Genomic DNA, 16,832 nt, shown 5'->3' with positions numbered 1-16,832 from the left:
GCAACCGTACTTTTTCCGGTGGATGAAAAGCCATCAATGGCAATTGTAATCTTTTTCATATTATTTTTCGTCACAACGAAATATTATTTAATTCATCTTAAATCTATTTGCAGTCCAAAAAAACTAGTATTGGATGCACTTGTATAACGCGCATGGGTATAACTAAAACGCATTTTGTTGAGCTTTATACCCATCCCAAAAGAAAGTCCCGAAAAGTTGCGCTGATCCACAATCCGGAGTTCTTCGGCACGCCTAAAATTATAACCCAAACGCACATTAAATCCGCCTTCGGGAAAAAACTCTGCCCCCAAAATGGTATGACGTATCACTTCGTTTAAAAAACCTATTTTCTCTTGTGTTTGATTGCCATCCAAATCGGTGGTGGCTCTTGACGGATTAGAAAATGCCACTGGCCACTGCTGTAAATTATCAAATGTAAGATGCCATCTTAATGGCACATGCTGCAACGTTTGCGAAAATCCCAAATTAACTTCAAGTGGTAATTTTTCGTTCAGATCGGCATAGGTTGTAAATTGTGTACCTAAATTTCGGACCACAAGCGCTGCATGAAAATCAAGATCTTCATTGATATAAATAACGCCCACATCAAAAGCGCCGCCAATAGAATTATAACTTTCCAATTTTGAAGTAATCAATTTTCCATTGGCGCCAACATAAAAATCAGAATAGGGAATCCTTAAAGAATAGCCAAATGACAACGCCGCCTCATTACCGGTAAAGGTTCCCGTAGAAACACCATTAACATCATAGCCATCAAAACTGCCATAATTGATATAGGTCATGCCAACATGAAAGGTTTGCACATGCCGATCCCAAGTATAGGCATAAGCTCCTGTACCATAACTGATACCACCCAAATAACTTGAATAGTTTAAAGCCAACTGATTGTCCATTTCAGGATTTATAGTTGCCGGATTGTAAAGTCCGCCCGTCACATCATAATCAAAATTGGTAATAACCTTGCCACCTAATGCTGCTTGGCGCGGAGAAGATACCAAATTTAAAAATTGATAAGTGGATTCACCACCAAGTTGCGCGAAAACTGAGATGTTCGAAACGATAAAGAATAATACAGTAATTCTCCCAATCATAGATAGGCAAAAGTAGTATTTCTTCCTTAAAACGCTGACATCTTTATTTTATTTTTAAACCAAAAGAAAACGGCAACCATTTGTTGCCGTTAAAATTATCATTGCAATTATACTCCTTATAATCGCGTTAAGGTTATAAGGTTTTAGCGTTCTTGACTTTTTGATCCGTAAGTGCTATTTTAATAACATCACTCATATCGGTTACATAATGAAACTCCAAACCTTTCAAATATTCAGGTTTTATTTCCTCAATGTCACGTCTATTATCTTCACAAAGTAAAATTTCTTTGATCCGAGCACGTTTGGCAGCCAATATTTTTTCCTTGATTCCGCCTACTGGCAACACTTTTCCTCGCAACGTAATTTCGCCTGTCATGGCTAAACTGTTTTTCACTTTACGCTGTGTAAACAAAGATACCAATGACGTCAACATCGTCACCCCTGCACTTGGTCCGTCTTTTGGCGTAGCACCTTCCGGAACGTGGATATGTACATTATATTTTTCAAACACTTCTGGATCAATTCCAAATTCATCAGCATTCGATTTGATGAACTCCATGGCAATCGTTGCCGATTCTTTCATAACCGTACCCAAATTGCCAGTTATGGTCATCGTACCTTTTCCTTTAGAAAGAATAGATTCGATAAACAAAATATCGCCTCCGACGCGTGTCCAGGCCAGTCCGGTCACCACGCCTGCCACATTATTATTTTCATATTTATCACGCTCCATTCGTGGCGATCCCAATACTTCAATAATATCTTCGTTAGATACTTTTTTATTGTAAGCCTCTTCCATAGCTATATTTTTGGCAGCATAACGCACCATTTTAGCCAATTGTTTTTCAAGGCCTCGTACTCCAGATTCCCTTGTATAGCCTTCAACAATTTTTTCCAATTGCGGCTTGGCTATTTTCAGATCATCATCGGTCAAGCCGTGTTCTTTGAGTTGTTTTGGAAGTAAATGACGTTTGGCAATTTCTACCTTTTCTTCAATGGTATAACCTGTAACGTCAATGATTTCCATACGATCTAAAAGCGCAGGTTGAATGGTGCTCAAGCTATTTGCCGTTGCCACAAACATCACTTTAGAAAGGTCAAAGCCCATTTCTAAAAAGTTATCATAAAATTCGGCATTTTGCTCGGGATCCAAAACTTCCAACATGGCCGAAGACGGATCGCCTTGATTACTGTTTGATAATTTATCAATTTCATCCAATACAAATACCGGATTTGAAGTGCCTGCTTTTTTCAAACTTTGAAGAATACGACCGGGCATGGCACCAATATATGTTTTTCTATGACCACGGATTTCGGCTTCATCACGCAATCCGCCCAAGGAGATACGTATATATTCGCGACCTAAAGCCTCTGCAATCGATTTGCCCAATGAAGTTTTCCCAACACCAGGAGGCCCATACAAACAAAGTATCGGGGATTTCATATCGTTACGGAGTTTTAAAACCGCTAAATACTCGATAATTCTTCGTTTAACATCATCCAGTCCATAATGATCACGATCTAAAATGCGTTGCGCTCGTTTTAAATCAAATTTATCTTTACTAAACTCATTCCAAGGCAAATCAAGGAAAAGATCCAAATAATTTCTCTGCACGGAATACTCTGCAACTTGCGGATTCATACGTTGCAGTTTCATCAATTCCTTATGAAAATGCGAATCAACGTCATCGTTCCATTTTTTGGTTTTGGCACGCTCCTTCATTTCATCAATTTCTTCATCGTATGAAGCACCTCCCAATTCTTCTTGGATGGTTTTTATCTGTTGGTGCAAGAAGTATTCGCGCTGTTGCTGGTTCATATCACTTTGAACCTTAGATTGAATATCGTTCCTTAGTGCCAACTTTTGAAGTTCGAGATTCATAAACTTTAGGGTTGCCAAAGCACGTTCTTTCAGACTGTTAATTTCAAGCAGTTTTTGCTTTTCTTCAACGGCCAGATTCATATTGGATGAAACAAAATTCACCAAAAACGAATTGCTTTCAATATTTTTAATGGCAAAACTTGCTTCCGATGGAATATTCGGGCTTTCCTTTATGATTTCGAGTGCCAAATCCTTGATTGATTCTATAATGGCCGAAAACTCCTCATTATCGTCTGCTGGCTTAGTTTCAGAAACATCTTTGACTGTGGCAGTTATATAAGGTTCTTCGGTGATGACTTGCTCAATCTCAAATCGTTTTTTTCCTTGAATAATGATTGTCGTATTGCCATCGGGCATTTTTAGCACGCGCAGTATGCGTGCAACCGTACCTGTGGTGTAAATATCTTTGCCTTCCGGATCTTCAATACTTCCATCTTTTTGAGAAACAACGCCAATGACTTTACTTCCTTTATTGGAATCATTGATCAAACGGATGGATTTATCCCTTCCTGCTGTAATCGGGATGACAACGCCCGGAAATAAAACCGTGTTCCGCAATGGCAATATTGGTAGCGTAGCCGGCAATTCTTCGTTATTTATTTTTTCTTCGTCCTCTGGTGTCATTAACGGAATTAATTCGGAATTTTCGTCAAATTCCTGAAATGACAAACTGTCAAGACTTATAAATTTAGATTCTTTCATATTATATTTAAGGTCATTATGTCATCAAATTGACATAATATTTATTTTTTACATTATAAAAAACTCAATCTTACTACTGATTATCAAATAATTATATTGAAACTATTCGAGATTGCTACCCATTGTTTTCAATAGTTATGCCATAATTGGTCTGTAGTTATCTTGTCTGTTTATTAAAAATCTTGAAAAAACACCAATAACTACAATAACTTATTTAACCAAATATGTAGCAATTATCTAAAATCAACCTTCATTAATGCCTTCTCTTTTCTTTCTTTTTCATTTTTTAAAAAATATTTTTCAAAAACTGTAACAAACATTAATTAATTTCATCTTTCTATCAAAGCAATTGTTTTTTGACACTGACCAATCATCATATAAACGACTTACTTGAGCACTGTAAATCTAATAACCACCAAGCACAAATGGAGGTTTATAACAGATATTACAAAGCCATGTACAATATCAGCTTCAGAATTGTTAAAGACAGTTTTAAGGCCGAAGACATCATGCAGGAATCATTTTTGACGGCATTTACAAAACTGGACACACTGAAGGATCCGTCAATTTTTGGCTCTTGGTTAAAACGGATTGTCATAAATAACAGTCTTAACCATTATCAAAATCTTAAAAAAAACGATAATGTGCCTTTAGATGCTGTCATTTACAAAGTTGAAGATCCGCCTGATATGTCAGAAAATGAGGAATGGAATAATCTTAAAGCTGCACAAATTTTGGAGTGCATGAACAACTTAAAAGATAATTATCGAATAAGCCTAACCTTGTTTTTGATTGAAGGTTATGATTATGAAGAAATTGGAGAAATCATGAACATCAGTTATGCCAATTGTCGAACTATGATTTCGAGAGCCAAGGAAAGTCTGAGGCAAAAACTGGAAACCTCCGCGGCATTTTAAAAAATATGAATTATGAAAACAGATCCTATTGAAACCCTTTTTAAAAAATTTGATGGACAATTTGATACTGAAATTCCAGCAGATGGTCATGCACAACGCTTTTTTGACAAGCTGCAATCGGTGGAAATTCAAATTGTAGATAAAAAGCCAAAACGTTTATTTTTAAAACCGTTTTTGGCCATAGCGGCATCAATACTATTGTGTTTTGGATTGTTTATGCTCCTTCAACCAAAAACAAACCTTAATGATTTGGCAAGCGTTTCACCAGAACTATCCCAAACGCAAGATTTTTTCATGACTGCCATTACATCAGAACTGAAAAAAATAAATGACGAAAAAACGCCAGATAACGAGATGCTGATTTCTGATGCGTTAAAGCAAATGGAGCTTTTAGAAAAAAATTATGAAAACCTAAAAATCGATCTAAAAGAAAGTGGCAACGACAAACGTGTTATTTATGCCATGATCAGCAATTTTCAAAGTCGCATCGATCTATTGGAAAATGTCCTTAAAACTATTGAAAATTTAAAAACCCTTAAACCAACCACTCAACAACATCATCAAACCGTACTATAAACAATTAGGATCATGAAAATCAAACTACAAACACTTATTATATGTCTTTTTTTGTCGCAATTATCTTTTGCTACATCGGGATGGAATGGCAAACACACTAAAGAAAAAGTCATTAAAAAAGAATTTTCCGTCAATCGGGATGCACTCTTAAAAATTGACAACAGTTATGGCAACATCAATATAATTACCTATTCGGGAAATACAGTAAGCATAGAGGTGAAAATCAAAACGAACGGCAATAATTTAGAAAAAGTAGAAGAGAAATTGAATACCATTGGTGTTGATTTTCGAGCTTCTTCAAGTCTGGTTTCTGCAAAAACAACATTTAATAAAAACAAATCCAACAATTGGTGGAATTGGGGCAGAAACAATAATGTTAATATGGAAATTAACTATCTGATAAAATTGCCGATAACCAATAGTGTCGATTTAAACAACAATTATGGAAGCATCAATTTGGATCGGTTGGAAGGCCACGCAAAAATAAGTTGCGATTATGGAAAAATCACGACCAAAGAATTAATGGCAGACAACAACTCCATTTCATTTGATTATACCAACAACAGCTATTTTGAATACATCAAAAGCGGAAAAATAAATGCCGATTACAGTGGATTTACGGTTGCAAAAACCAACAATCTGGAAATCAATGCCGATTATACCAAATCGGTAGTAGAAATTGCTGAAGATGTCAGTTATTCTTGTGATTATGGTTCCATAACCATCGGGAAAGCCAATAACGTTAAAGGTAATGGCGATTATCTCACTGCACGATTTGGAGAAGTTTATAAAAACATCCAAATATCTGCCGATTATGGCTCCATTAAAATTGACCGAATGACTGCCAATGCCGGTAATGTTTTGATAGATTCCGATTACACGGGCATCACTATTGGTTACGATGCGAGCTATCAGTTTAATCTTGAATGCAAATTATCATACGCTTCACTTAGAGGTTCTGAAGATTTTGAATTCACAAAAAAACACATCCAATCCACGCAACACTATTACCAAGGTTATTACGGAAATTCCAATACCAAGAACTTGGTCAAAATTACTTCCGATTATGGAAGCGTCACCTTTAAAAAAAATTAATCAATCATCAATCAAATTAAAATCTCATGAAAAAATCAATCGTTTTTATTGCATTATTAATCATTGCAACTAGCTGTCAGGCACAAAAAAGAATTAAAGGAAACGGTAAAATCACGTCTATTACCAGAACCACATCCGATTATAATACCGTCAGTTTTGCGGGTCCTTTTGACTATATCTTAATTTCAGGAAAAGAAGGTCTGATAAAAATTGAAGGGGAAGAAAACCTTTTGCAATATATTGTCACCGAAGTTAAAAATGGCAATTTGAACATTAAAACGGAGAACAACACCAACCTACAAACTTCAAGAAATCAGACCATTAAAATAACGGTTCCATTTGAAAAGATCAGTGCCGCATCACTTACAGGATCGGGCGATCTTTGGAATGAAAGTGTCATAGAAGCCGAGAGTTTTAAAGTTTCGGTAACCGGTTCTGGCGATGCCAAATTAAAGATAAATGCCACATCCACTGAAGCTAGTGTTACAGGTTCGGGCGAATTGGATGTAAAAGGAAAAACCGATAATTTAAAAGTAAGCGTTACCGGTTCTGGCGAGTTTAAGGGCATGGAACTCAACGCTAAAAATGTGGATGTTTCTGTATCTGGTTCGGGAGATGCCAAGGTATTTTGCAATGGCCACTTAAAAGCGCGAGTTACAGGTTCGGGGGATATTAAATATAAAGGCAACCCAAAAACTGAGGATACAAAGGTTGCTGGATCAGGAAGTATCAGCAATTAGCATAAAGAAAATAAGTCAAATAAAGCCGTTTCAAAACTAATTGAAACGGCTTTTTTGTATTTTTATCCTGGACAACTGTCTTAGATTATAGTGTTTTTTGAATTGGTCTCTGAAAACGAGTTAATTAATTAAAAAAAGGTTATCCAACAAGAAAAAAAATGAAAAAACTCCTATCAATATTAATACTGCTAGTATTCAGCGCGTGTTCTTATAAAATAAGTGACCATTTCAATCAAACCAATTATATCAAAAACTTTAATATTCATGTTGTTAATGACTCATTGCAACTTTATTTTAAATCGCCGGCAGATATAACCTATACTTCTGATAAAAAGGAATTAAAAAAACTAATCCGGAATTCGACTTTCAAAATAAAAGATAGTGTCCTTATCCATGGAAAAACCGATGATCCCCCCTATGAATATTTTGTTACTGTATCTGAGAATGACAAACATAACTATCCAAATAGCCTAGTTGTTTTTGATACAGTAATCGACCATAAAACAATTCAATTTATAGGAAACCCACTTGTCGAAAACTCTAAAAAAACATTAGAAATCGACTTAAGAACTATTTTCAACAGCTTAAAAGTTGGCAAAAGCTATAGAATAGACACTGGTACAGTTATGGATGTTGTACTAAAACATCAAAATTCTAATAAATATTTTACCATACTCAATGATATCAGTGAATTTCCGACTTATGATAATCAAGAAAAATGGCTAAAGCTACAAATGGCATTAACCTATTCTTCATTTTTAGGAAACAACAAATATTATCATAAATATTTAAACGAACTTGAATCTAGATTTGAACTCAACGACACCATTTCTAACTTAATAAAACAGCATGTAATTTCTGATTCCAAAACTATTGACACCATTATTGAAGAAGCTAAAAAACACAGCATTGTAATGATTAATGAAAATCATTTTTATCCTAATCACAGATTATTAATCTCAGATTTATTGGTAAAACTAAAAGAAATCGGATACACCTATTTGGCATTAGAAGCTTTAGGTCCAGAACAAGATAACGTGCTAAATTTAGACCATTCATACCCAACTTTAGAAACAGGTTTTTACACCGCTGAACAGAATTTTGGTAATCTACTTAGAAAAGCAAAACATTTAGGCTATGAATTTGTTGCTTATGAAAATACAGATCAAAATAAAGATAGAGAACTTGGACAAGCAGAAAACTTATATAATAGAACCTTTAAAATCAATCCTAAAAGCAAAGTTTTAGTTCTAGCCGGGATTGACCATATACTCGAAAAACCAACAAGCAATGGCAAGCAATGGATGGCATCAATATTTAAAAACACATATCTTATCGATCCGCTTACCATTAGCCAAACGCATTTAAATCCTTATCGAAAACAGATTGAATCCAATTACGGAATTATTAATAGCAACTCTTTTGATACAGAACGATTAACATCGATAGATTATTTATTGCTAAATAACAAAACAAATAGTTTTGCAGACGAGCTGTCAACATTTACGTACAAAAACAACGACAAATTTGATGTTCAAATCTCGTTGTTTTTTGGGAACGAAATTACCAACCCGTATGATTATCATAAAAAAGTCCCTTATTTTTCAACAATTATAGAAGCTGGAAAAAAACACGAATTACCAATTAATAAAAAAAGTGAAATCTATTTATATACGTTTGATAAAAACGGAAAACGAATTGATCATCAAATAATTAAACCTATCAACACAAAGTAATAAACAACACTATATAACATAAAAATTAGATGTGTTTGAAAAACCAACGATAAAACTGCTCTATCATTGTTTCCTTCAAAAAACATTAGATAAGATTATTCCGTTTTCGGCACGCGAAACAACAATACAATCCCCACTAAAAAGAATACAAACAAGAATAATATGGCATTGCGCATACTACCGGATATTTGATCTATTGTGGCAAAAATGACCATTCCGATAACGATTCCTATTTTTTCTGCCACATCATAAAAACTAAAATAAGAAGTTGTGTCTTTGGTTTCGGGCAAAAATTTTGAATATGTTGAGCGCGCCAACGATTGGATGCCGCCCATAATAAACCCAACACAACCTGCGGCAAAATAAAAATCCATAGGCGTAATCATAAAATAGGCATAAAAACACAATCCCATCCATATGGCGTTTAGGACGATCAATGTGTTAACGTTTCCAAATTTAGCCGATGCTTTTGACGTTAAAATCGCGCCAACAATTGCTACTAATTGAATGATCAAAATACTGATGATTAATCCTACCGTTTTTTGACTGCTATCGGCCCATGCTATTTCTTCTTCACCAAAATAAACAGCCACCAACATAATGGTCTGTACGGCCATACTAAAAACAAAAAACGCGGCGAGATAACGCTTTAACCGTAAATTAGAAGTCAATCCTTTCCAGACATTTTTCAATTCTTTAAAGCCATTAAAAACAATCGATTTAGTGACTTTTTGTCCATTGGAAACGCCTTTTGGCAAGATGTAAAAAGTATATTGGCTGAATAAAATCCACCATAATCCAACGGTTATAAACGACACGCGCATGGCTTCAACAGATGCCGAGTTTTTAGCTGCCTCTGTGGCCAATTCAATTTCGGTGGCCGATCCTGTTGTTAAAACATCTGGCGCAACTGAAACATCAAAACCAAAAGATTCAGGCATCATGACCATCGCCAAATTAAAAAGCAATAAAAGTACGCTCCCAATATAACCCATAGAAAAACCTTTGGCGCTAATGGCATCTTGTTGTTCGGGGAATGCGATATCGGGGAGATAAGAATTATAAAACACCAAACTGCCCCAATAACCGAGCAATCCCATAAAATAAAACAGCAAACTCAAATGAATATATTCTAAACTGAACCAGTACAATCCAATACATCCAAGACCACCCATATAACAGAAAAATTTCATAAAACTCTTCTTGTTGCCAACATAATCGGCAATACCTGACAAAATTGGAGAGGTAATAGCTACGATCAAAAATGTAAAAGCCGTAACAAACGTAATAAGTGCCGTGCTTTTAAATTCAAAACCAAAAGCATCTACGTTTTTAATTTCAGAAAGGAATAATGCCGAATAAAAAATAGGGAAAATTGAAGAAGCAATTGTGAGGGTATATACCGAGTTGGCCCAATCATAAAATGCCCAAGCATTCAGTAGTTTCTTGCTTCCTTTTTGAAGTTCTTCCATTTTTAGAGATTGATTATTTTTTATTATTATTCTTTAATATGTTCAATGTTGAATTATTACCGCCAAAATATTTTAGCTTTTAAAGCTAGTTTCTTAATTCTATTCAATTCGAGTCATAGAAAAAATCTCAAAATCTATTTTTAAAATCAAGAACTTCAGAGTATTAAAATCCACTAGTGGGAATAAAAAAGCTGTTCACTCCGATTTTTGGCTTGAACAGCTTTTAAAAATAGATATTTATTTTAAAACAGCGATGGCTTATTTCTTAAATGAAGTGACTCCAAATTTTCGGGCTTCTTCTTTTGCTTGTGCGGCGTGTGCCTCAATGTTTTTAATACGGGTTTCATTGGCAGGGTGCGTGCTCAAAAATTGCGGTGGTGCTTGTCCCCCACTTTGCGCGCTCATGCGTCGCCATAAATTGGCTGCTTCCATCGGCTCGTAGCCTGCAATGGCCATTAGATACAAACCTATTTCATCAGCTTCTGTTTCATGGCTTCGACTAAATGGCAACATTCCTCCCAACTCTGAACCAACACCATAAGCTTGATTAAAAATACTTAAAGTTGCAGGATCTTTAATAACAACATTTCCTGCAACAGCTCCCAATTGCTGTACCATTCCAGCACTCATACGTTGTTGACCATGATTGGCTAGTGCATGTGATACTTCGTGCCCCATAATGGCCGCCAGCCCGGCCTCGTCTTTTGCAATTGGCAAAATACCGGTATAAACCACAATTTTACCACCTGGCATACACCAAGCGTTCACGGTTTTATCGTCAACCAATTTATACTCCCATTTATAATCTTTTAAATAGCCCTGATAGCCATTGGCATCTAACCAACGATCGGCGGCGGCGGCGATTTTTTGACCTACTCTATTTACTAAATCCGCATCTTTAGTTCCTTTAACTACTTTGTGTTCGTTCAAAAACTCATCATATTGCGCAAAAGATGTAGGGAAAAGTTGAGAATTAGGAACAAACGCCATAGTTTTCTTACCTGTAAATGGATTTGTAGCACATGACAAAAATAATGACAATGCGCCCATCGTAATTATATAATTCTTGTATTTCATAGGTTAAATCTATTAAATTATTTAGAATGTAAAATTACAAAAACCATTTCCATTTGATGAATTCAAAAGAAATAGTTTTTGCTTTATGACCATATTTTCAACTCTTATTTTCCAAAAATATGCAATTCTGAAAAACTTTTTTCAATAATCATTGTGGTATCGCCATTCATTTTGACTTCACTCAATGGAATTTCAACATTATCAACCTGAAGTCCTCCAACCTCAAATGGAAGACCATAGAAATTCATTTTAAACTTCTGATATCCAGTATCATATTTTCCCTCTTTATGCTGTTGGATAATAAGTTCATTGGTTTTTCCGGTCAGTTTAAAGGTTCTTAAACTATAACGTCCTTTTGTATAATCATAACCGTCATGGCCATCATCATATAAGGTAGATACTTCTTTTCCGTTTTTAAAATAAACCTCTAAGGTAACCTCATCAATATCTAGTTCACCAACATATTGTTGGATTGGATATTTTGGAATAATGGCTCCGGCTTTCACAAACATCGGAATAGTTTCAATATCAGCATCTACCCACATTTCCTTTCCACCAGAAATTAACTGATTGGTCCAATAATTAAACCATTCGCCACGTGGCACAAACATACGACGGCCACGAGCATTGGGTTCTAATATGGGACAAACCAATATCTGCTCGCCATAAATAAATTCATCAGACCTGTAATGGGTATGCACATCATCTTGATCAAAAAGCACCAACGATTTTAACATTGGCGTACCTTCTTTAACATATTTCCAGAAGGAGGTATATAAATAAGGCAATAACTGCATGCGCAATTCGATGAATTTACGAACAATATTCGTCACGTCGTCATCAAAAGCCCAAGGTTCTTGATTGCCATGATCACCTGAAGAATGTACTCTACAAAACGGATGGAAAACACCTAATTGAATCCATCGTGCAAACAATTCGCCACTTGGCTGTTCGGCAAAGCCTCCGATATCACTACCTGCAAACGAAAATCCAGACATGGCCAGACGTTGCGCCTGAACATTGGCAATCCATAAATGTTCCCAACTAGCTATATTATCTCCCGTCCAAGTGGAACAATAGCGTTGTGTACCCGAATAAGCTGCGCGCGTAATTACAAACGGACGTTTTGGATACACAAATTTTTTAACGCCTTGATAAGTGGCCCTTGCCATTTGCATTCCATAAACGTTATGTGCTTTTCTGTGGCTACAACGGTTACCCTCATATTCATGGCGTACATCATCAGGAAATGTTTTATTGGGCACTTCCATCACGGCAGGTTCGTTCATATCATTCCAAACACCTTTTACGCCGATATCTTCAACCAATTCCCTAAATAAATCAGACCACCAATCACGGACTTTTTTATTTGTAAAATCAGGGAAATAACATTCTCCCGGCCAAACTTTACCTTTCATATACGGACCATCGGCACGTTTACAGAAATAATCGTTTTCAACGGCTTCAGCAAATACAGAATAATCTTTATCTATCTTAATTCCAGGATCTATGATCACAACGGTTTTAAATCCGTCGTCTAATAATTCACTGACCATGCGTTTTGGGTCTGGAAATTTATTTTTATCCCAAGTAAAACATCTAAACCCATCCATATAATCGATATCCAAATAAATGGCGTCACAAGGAATTTTTAATTCCCTAAACTTTGATGTGATTTCTTTTACAGTAGATTCTGGATAATAACTCCATTTACATTGATGAAAGCCTAAAGCCCATAATGGTGGTAATTGGTGAGGTTTTCCTGTTAAATCGGTATAATTTGTAACGACATCTTCCATTTTTGGACCATAAATGAAATAGTAATTCATTTCACCGCCTTGCGCCCAAAAACTGGTAACGTTACGTCGTTCTTGAGAAAAATCGAAAAAAGACCTAAAACTATTATCAAAGAAAATTCCGTAAGCTTTTTTATCGTACAAACCGGTATAGAAAGGAATAGCTTTATAAATAGGGTCAGTTCCTTTTCCGAAGGCATAACTATCTGTCACCCAATTCTCAAAACGCTTTCCTCTTAAATTGATTTCTACAGGTTTATCGCCAAGACCATAATAACTTTCACCATCATGAGATAGCTTACTCATTTTCACAACATTGCCGCCATACTCATAACTTTCTTCCCAATGAAAACCAAGCTCATCCTGATTGATAAGTTTGTAATCCTTAGCATCAAAAATCTGTACTTTTAAATCGCTTTTTCTTATATGGCAAATCAGTTTTGAAGTCGTGATTTTATAAGATTCTGCCGTTTCCTGGATGTCCAAATGATTATAACCTTTACTGGCATATTTAGTAATCGCATAAGAAAAATCCTTTTCAAAAGTTCCGGTCGTTGTATATCTAAAACGCAATACACTGTCTCGCAAAACAGTCAATTCAAGAACAACATCATTTGAAGTTGTAAAATATAGTGTGGACACATCTTTTTTGTAGCCTATTATTTCTGAAGGAAAAAGATTTCCCTTGTTTTCTAATTCGGTATTTATAATCATAATTTAGGTATTAATTCTAACAAAAAACACATCAATTTCTACATAAAAACTTAAGCAATTGTAATGACAACGGACTCTAATTTTTTTATCATAAAGTGATAACTTCTTTTGGCACTTGTTTTTTACTTCCAATCTTATAAGAATCTCAGATAGACTCCATTTTGGTTTCAACCTGAGTTTTGGCTGATAAATTATCCTTTCTAATTCAAATTCAGAATATATTTTAAGAGAATTAGCAGTTTTAGTTCCGTGTGATGAAAGTGTTTAAACATATTTAAAAACCACCAATCCTAATGGCGGAATAACAATTTGTACGGAATATTCGCGATTATGTAACGGTTTCTTTTTGGAAGTGATGATTCGGTTTTTAAAATCGCCCGTACCGTGATAGGCTAAAGCATCACTATTAAAAATCTCTTTAAGCTCTCCTTTATTCGGAACACCAATGCCATAGTTTGTCATTGGTGTGGGTGTCATATTACATGCCACAATGAGCATGTTTTTGGGATCATTTCCTTTTCTTAAATAAACCAGAACCGAGTTTTTATGATCATCATTTGCAATCCACTCAAAACCTTTGTCCGAAAACTGGTTCTCATAGAGCGCTGGCTCATTTTGATATAAACCATTTAAATCAATGATTAAATTCTGAATGCTCAGATGGTATTTCGACTCCAGCAATTGCCAATCTAAACTTTGACTAAAATTCCATTCGTTTGTTTGCCCAAACTCACAGCCCATAAATAGCAATTTGCTGCCGGGATGTGTAAACATATAACTGTACAGCACTCGTAAATTGGCAAAGCGCTGCCATTCATCTCCGGGCATTCTTCCTAGAATAGAGTGCTTTCCGTAAACCACTTCATCGTGGCTAAATGGCAACATAAAATTTTCAGAAAATGCATAAGTCATTGAAAATGTCAAATCATTTTGATGGTATTGTCTATAAATGGGCGGTTTGTTAAAATATTCGAGCGTATCGTGCATCCATCCCATCATCCATTTCATTCCAAAACCAAGTCCACCCAAAAATGTAGGCCTTGACACCATCGGAAATGCGGTAGATTCTTCGGCAATGGTCTGCACATCTGGATAATTGGAATACACCGCTTCATTCATTTCCTTTAAAAAGGCCACAGCTTCCAAATTTTCCTTTCCACCAAACTGATTAGGTGCCCACTCACCATCTTTTCTGGAATAATCCAAAAACAACATGGAAGCAACAGCGTCAACACGTAAACCGTCAACATGATATTGATCGAGCCAAAATAGTGCATTGCTGATTAAAAACGACTTGACTTCATTGCGGCCGTAATTAAAAATCAAACTCTTCCAATCGTGGTGATAGCCTTTTCGTCTATCGGGATGCTCGTATAAACAAGATCCATCAAAATAACCCAATCCGTGGGCATCTTCAGGAAAATGCGATGGCACCCAATCCAATATTACGCCAATATCATTTTTATGGAGTGCATCCACCAGAAATTTAAATTCTTCGGGATAGCCAAAACGTGAAGTTGGTGCAAAATAGCTTGTAATTTGATAACCCCAACTTGGGTCATACGGATATTCCATGATAGGCATAAACTCCACATGAGTAAATTTCATTTTTTTTACATAAGCCACAAGATCATCCGCCAATTCAATATATGATTTAAAACGGTTTTCGGTTTCATGCCGCTTCCAAGAACCTAAATGCACTTCATAAACCGAATATGGCGCATCCAAAGCATTGTTTTTTTTGCGTTTGGACATCCAATTTTTATCTTCCCATTGGTAAAGATCTTCCCAAATAATAGAAGCCGTACTTGGTGGATGTTCGGCACGTCGGGCATACGGATCTGCTTTTTCTGTATTTATGCCATTATGATGGCTGACAATTTTATACTTATAAATATTCCCTTTTCCGACATTAGGTATAAAACCTTCCCAAACACCACTTTTATCCCACCTTACGTTAAGTTCGTGTACGGTTTCGTCCCAATGGTTAAAGTCTCCAATAACCGAAACATTTTTTGCGCTTGGTGCCCAAACCGAAAAGTAGGTTCCTTTTACACCTTCGTGATCCATGATATGCGATCCAAACTTTTCATAAAGCCTAAAATGTTTTCCCGCTAGAAACAAATTGATGTCAAAATCAGTAAAACGACTACAGGGAGTAACTTTTGCCATAGTATAAAGTTTATTGCGTTAAAAGAGTTTGGGGTTATGTAAATAAATTCCTAAAATACTAAAATTAGATTAAGGGCCTGTTTAAATATTAACGAAATATTTACTTTGCAAGTGTTTATATTTCTTAGTTGTATTTTTATGCTATTTTCAGCTTCTTTTAACCTTTAATTACTTGATTTATCGCACTAAACCTGCATTAAAAAAAATCAATTCTATCTCAAAACAACTATAAAAAATCAAACTATAATTTTTAAACAGGGACGAAGAAAATAGCAAAAAAAGTATTTTAAAAAATCTAATTAAATTATCTTAACGCTTTAAAAAACATTTCGAGCAAAAAAAGTAAAAAAAAATTTTTCAATAGAGATTAAATCTATAAATATCGAGTTATGAAAACACTACCATTACTTCTATTGTTCTGTCTTGCTTTTAGCTGTAACGGTTCAGCTCAAAAAAAAGAATCCAGAACTGAATCAGAAACTAGCCTTAAAGTCACAAAAACCGATGCTGAATGGAAGGCTCAATTAACTGCCCAGCAATACCACGTTTTAAGGCAACAAGGTACAGAACGGGCATTTTCGAGCGAATTAAATAACCTTTATGAATCTGGAACCTATGTTTGTGTTGCTTGTAAAACACCGTTGTATAAAAGTGAGCACAAATTTGATTCGGGAACAGGATGGCCTAGTTTTGATCGGGTTATTGAAGGCAATGTAGCTTTTGAAAAAGGCGGAAATGCTTATATGGGAATTGAAGAACATTGTGCAACTTGCGGAGGACATTTAGGCCATGTTTTTAATGATGGCCCGAAAGCCACCACAGGAAAACGCCATTGTATCAA

Annotated in this window: 12 protein-coding genes; 6 read left to right on the top strand and 6 right to left on the bottom strand. The window is 35.5% G+C overall.

Annotated elements, in window-relative coordinates; translation table 11 throughout:
• Positions 1-92 precede the first annotated feature (92 nt).
• Entirely contained in the window at positions 93-1,112 is a 1,020-nt protein-coding gene (gene porQ, locus VNJ50_RS02205) for a type IX secretion system protein PorQ (protein WP_325578630.1), read from the bottom strand.
• Between the two features lie 133 nt (positions 1,113-1,245).
• On the bottom strand, positions 1,246-3,696 hold the full coding sequence (lon, locus tag VNJ50_RS02200) for an endopeptidase La (protein WP_325578628.1): 2,451 nt from the start codon (positions 3,694-3,696) through the stop codon (positions 1,246-1,248).
• A 356-nt stretch (positions 3,697-4,052) separates the two neighbouring features.
• Here lon and VNJ50_RS02195 point away from each other — a divergent pair, with 356 nt between their 5' ends.
• The 5 genes from VNJ50_RS02195 to VNJ50_RS02175 all read left to right on the top strand — a co-directional run bounded on the left by VNJ50_RS02195 (position 4,053) and on the right by VNJ50_RS02175 (position 8,760).
• Positions 4,053-4,613, top strand: coding sequence for an RNA polymerase sigma factor (locus VNJ50_RS02195; protein WP_325578626.1), 561 nt, complete (start codon positions 4,053-4,055; stop codon positions 4,611-4,613).
• A 12-nt stretch (positions 4,614-4,625) separates the two neighbouring features.
• Positions 4,626-5,189, top strand: coding sequence for a hypothetical protein (locus tag VNJ50_RS02190; protein WP_325578624.1), 564 nt, complete (start codon positions 4,626-4,628; stop codon positions 5,187-5,189).
• A gap of 12 nt (positions 5,190-5,201) precedes the next feature.
• Complete coding sequence (locus VNJ50_RS02185) at positions 5,202-6,284, top strand: hypothetical protein (protein WP_325578622.1); 1,083 nt, start codon at positions 5,202-5,204, stop codon at positions 6,282-6,284.
• A gap of 26 nt (positions 6,285-6,310) precedes the next feature.
• A complete protein-coding gene (locus tag VNJ50_RS02180) occupies positions 6,311-7,024 on the top strand; it encodes a head GIN domain-containing protein (protein WP_325578620.1) in 714 nt (237 codons plus the stop codon).
• A 158-nt stretch (positions 7,025-7,182) separates the two neighbouring features.
• Positions 7,183-8,760 (top strand): hypothetical protein, encoded by a 1,578-nt coding sequence (locus tag VNJ50_RS02175; protein ID WP_325578618.1) that lies wholly within the window; start codon positions 7,183-7,185, stop codon positions 8,758-8,760.
• A gap of 95 nt (positions 8,761-8,855) precedes the next feature.
• Here VNJ50_RS02175 and VNJ50_RS02170 read toward each other — a convergent pair whose 3' ends face one another.
• The 4 genes from VNJ50_RS02170 to glgB form a co-directional block, all read right to left on the bottom strand.
• A complete protein-coding gene (locus VNJ50_RS02170) occupies positions 8,856-10,232 on the bottom strand; it encodes an MFS transporter (RefSeq protein ID WP_325578616.1) in 1,377 nt (458 codons plus the stop codon).
• Between the two features lie 258 nt (positions 10,233-10,490).
• Positions 10,491-11,309 carry a M48 family metallopeptidase gene (locus VNJ50_RS02165; RefSeq protein WP_325578614.1) on the bottom strand — a complete coding sequence of 273 codons (819 nt, stop codon included), beginning with the start codon at positions 11,307-11,309 and terminating at the stop codon, positions 10,491-10,493.
• A gap of 104 nt (positions 11,310-11,413) precedes the next feature.
• Complete coding sequence (locus VNJ50_RS02160; protein WP_325578612.1) at positions 11,414-13,819, bottom strand: glycoside hydrolase family 31 protein; 2,406 nt, start codon at positions 13,817-13,819, stop codon at positions 11,414-11,416.
• A 264-nt stretch (positions 13,820-14,083) separates the two neighbouring features.
• On the bottom strand, positions 14,084-15,991 hold the full coding sequence (glgB, locus tag VNJ50_RS02155; protein ID WP_325578610.1) for a 1,4-alpha-glucan branching protein GlgB: 1,908 nt from the start codon (positions 15,989-15,991) through the stop codon (positions 14,084-14,086).
• Positions 15,992-16,380: 389 nt separating this feature from the next.
• Here glgB and msrB point away from each other — a divergent pair.
• Positions 16,381-16,832 (top strand): peptide-methionine (R)-S-oxide reductase MsrB (gene msrB / locus VNJ50_RS02150; protein ID WP_325578608.1); only part of this gene is annotated, 452 nt, incomplete at its 3' end.

The organism is Gelidibacter sp. (genome assembly GCF_035577925.1).
Lineage (GTDB): Bacteria > Bacteroidota > Bacteroidia > Flavobacteriales > Flavobacteriaceae > Gelidibacter.
The sequence above is the reverse complement of the archived record's forward strand: the minus strand, read 5'-3'. Positions and strand labels throughout refer to the sequence as shown.

Excerpts from the sequence above, each read along its gene's own strand:
- porQ (WP_325578630.1), bottom strand. The coding sequence starts at position 1,112 with ATGATTGGGAGAATTACTGTATTATTCTTTATCGTTTCGAACATCTCA.
- lon (WP_325578628.1), bottom strand. The coding sequence starts at position 3,696 with ATGAAAGAATCTAAATTTATAAGTCTTGACAGTTTGTCATTTCAGGAA.
- VNJ50_RS02190 (WP_325578624.1), top strand. The coding sequence starts at position 4,626 with ATGAAAACAGATCCTATTGAAACCCTTTTTAAAAAATTTGATGGACAA.
- VNJ50_RS02185 (WP_325578622.1), top strand. The coding sequence starts at position 5,202 with ATGAAAATCAAACTACAAACACTTATTATATGTCTTTTTTTGTCGCAA.
- VNJ50_RS02180 (WP_325578620.1), top strand. The coding sequence starts at position 6,311 with ATGAAAAAATCAATCGTTTTTATTGCATTATTAATCATTGCAACTAGC.
- VNJ50_RS02175 (WP_325578618.1), top strand. The coding sequence starts at position 7,183 with ATGAAAAAACTCCTATCAATATTAATACTGCTAGTATTCAGCGCGTGT.
- VNJ50_RS02170 (WP_325578616.1), bottom strand. The coding sequence starts at position 10,232 with ATGGAAGAACTTCAAAAAGGAAGCAAGAAACTACTGAATGCTTGGGCA.
- VNJ50_RS02165 (WP_325578614.1), bottom strand. The coding sequence starts at position 11,309 with ATGAAATACAAGAATTATATAATTACGATGGGCGCATTGTCATTATTT.
- VNJ50_RS02160 (WP_325578612.1), bottom strand. The coding sequence starts at position 13,819 with ATGATTATAAATACCGAATTAGAAAACAAGGGAAATCTTTTTCCTTCA.
- glgB (WP_325578610.1), bottom strand. The coding sequence starts at position 15,991 with ATGGCAAAAGTTACTCCCTGTAGTCGTTTTACTGATTTTGACATCAAT.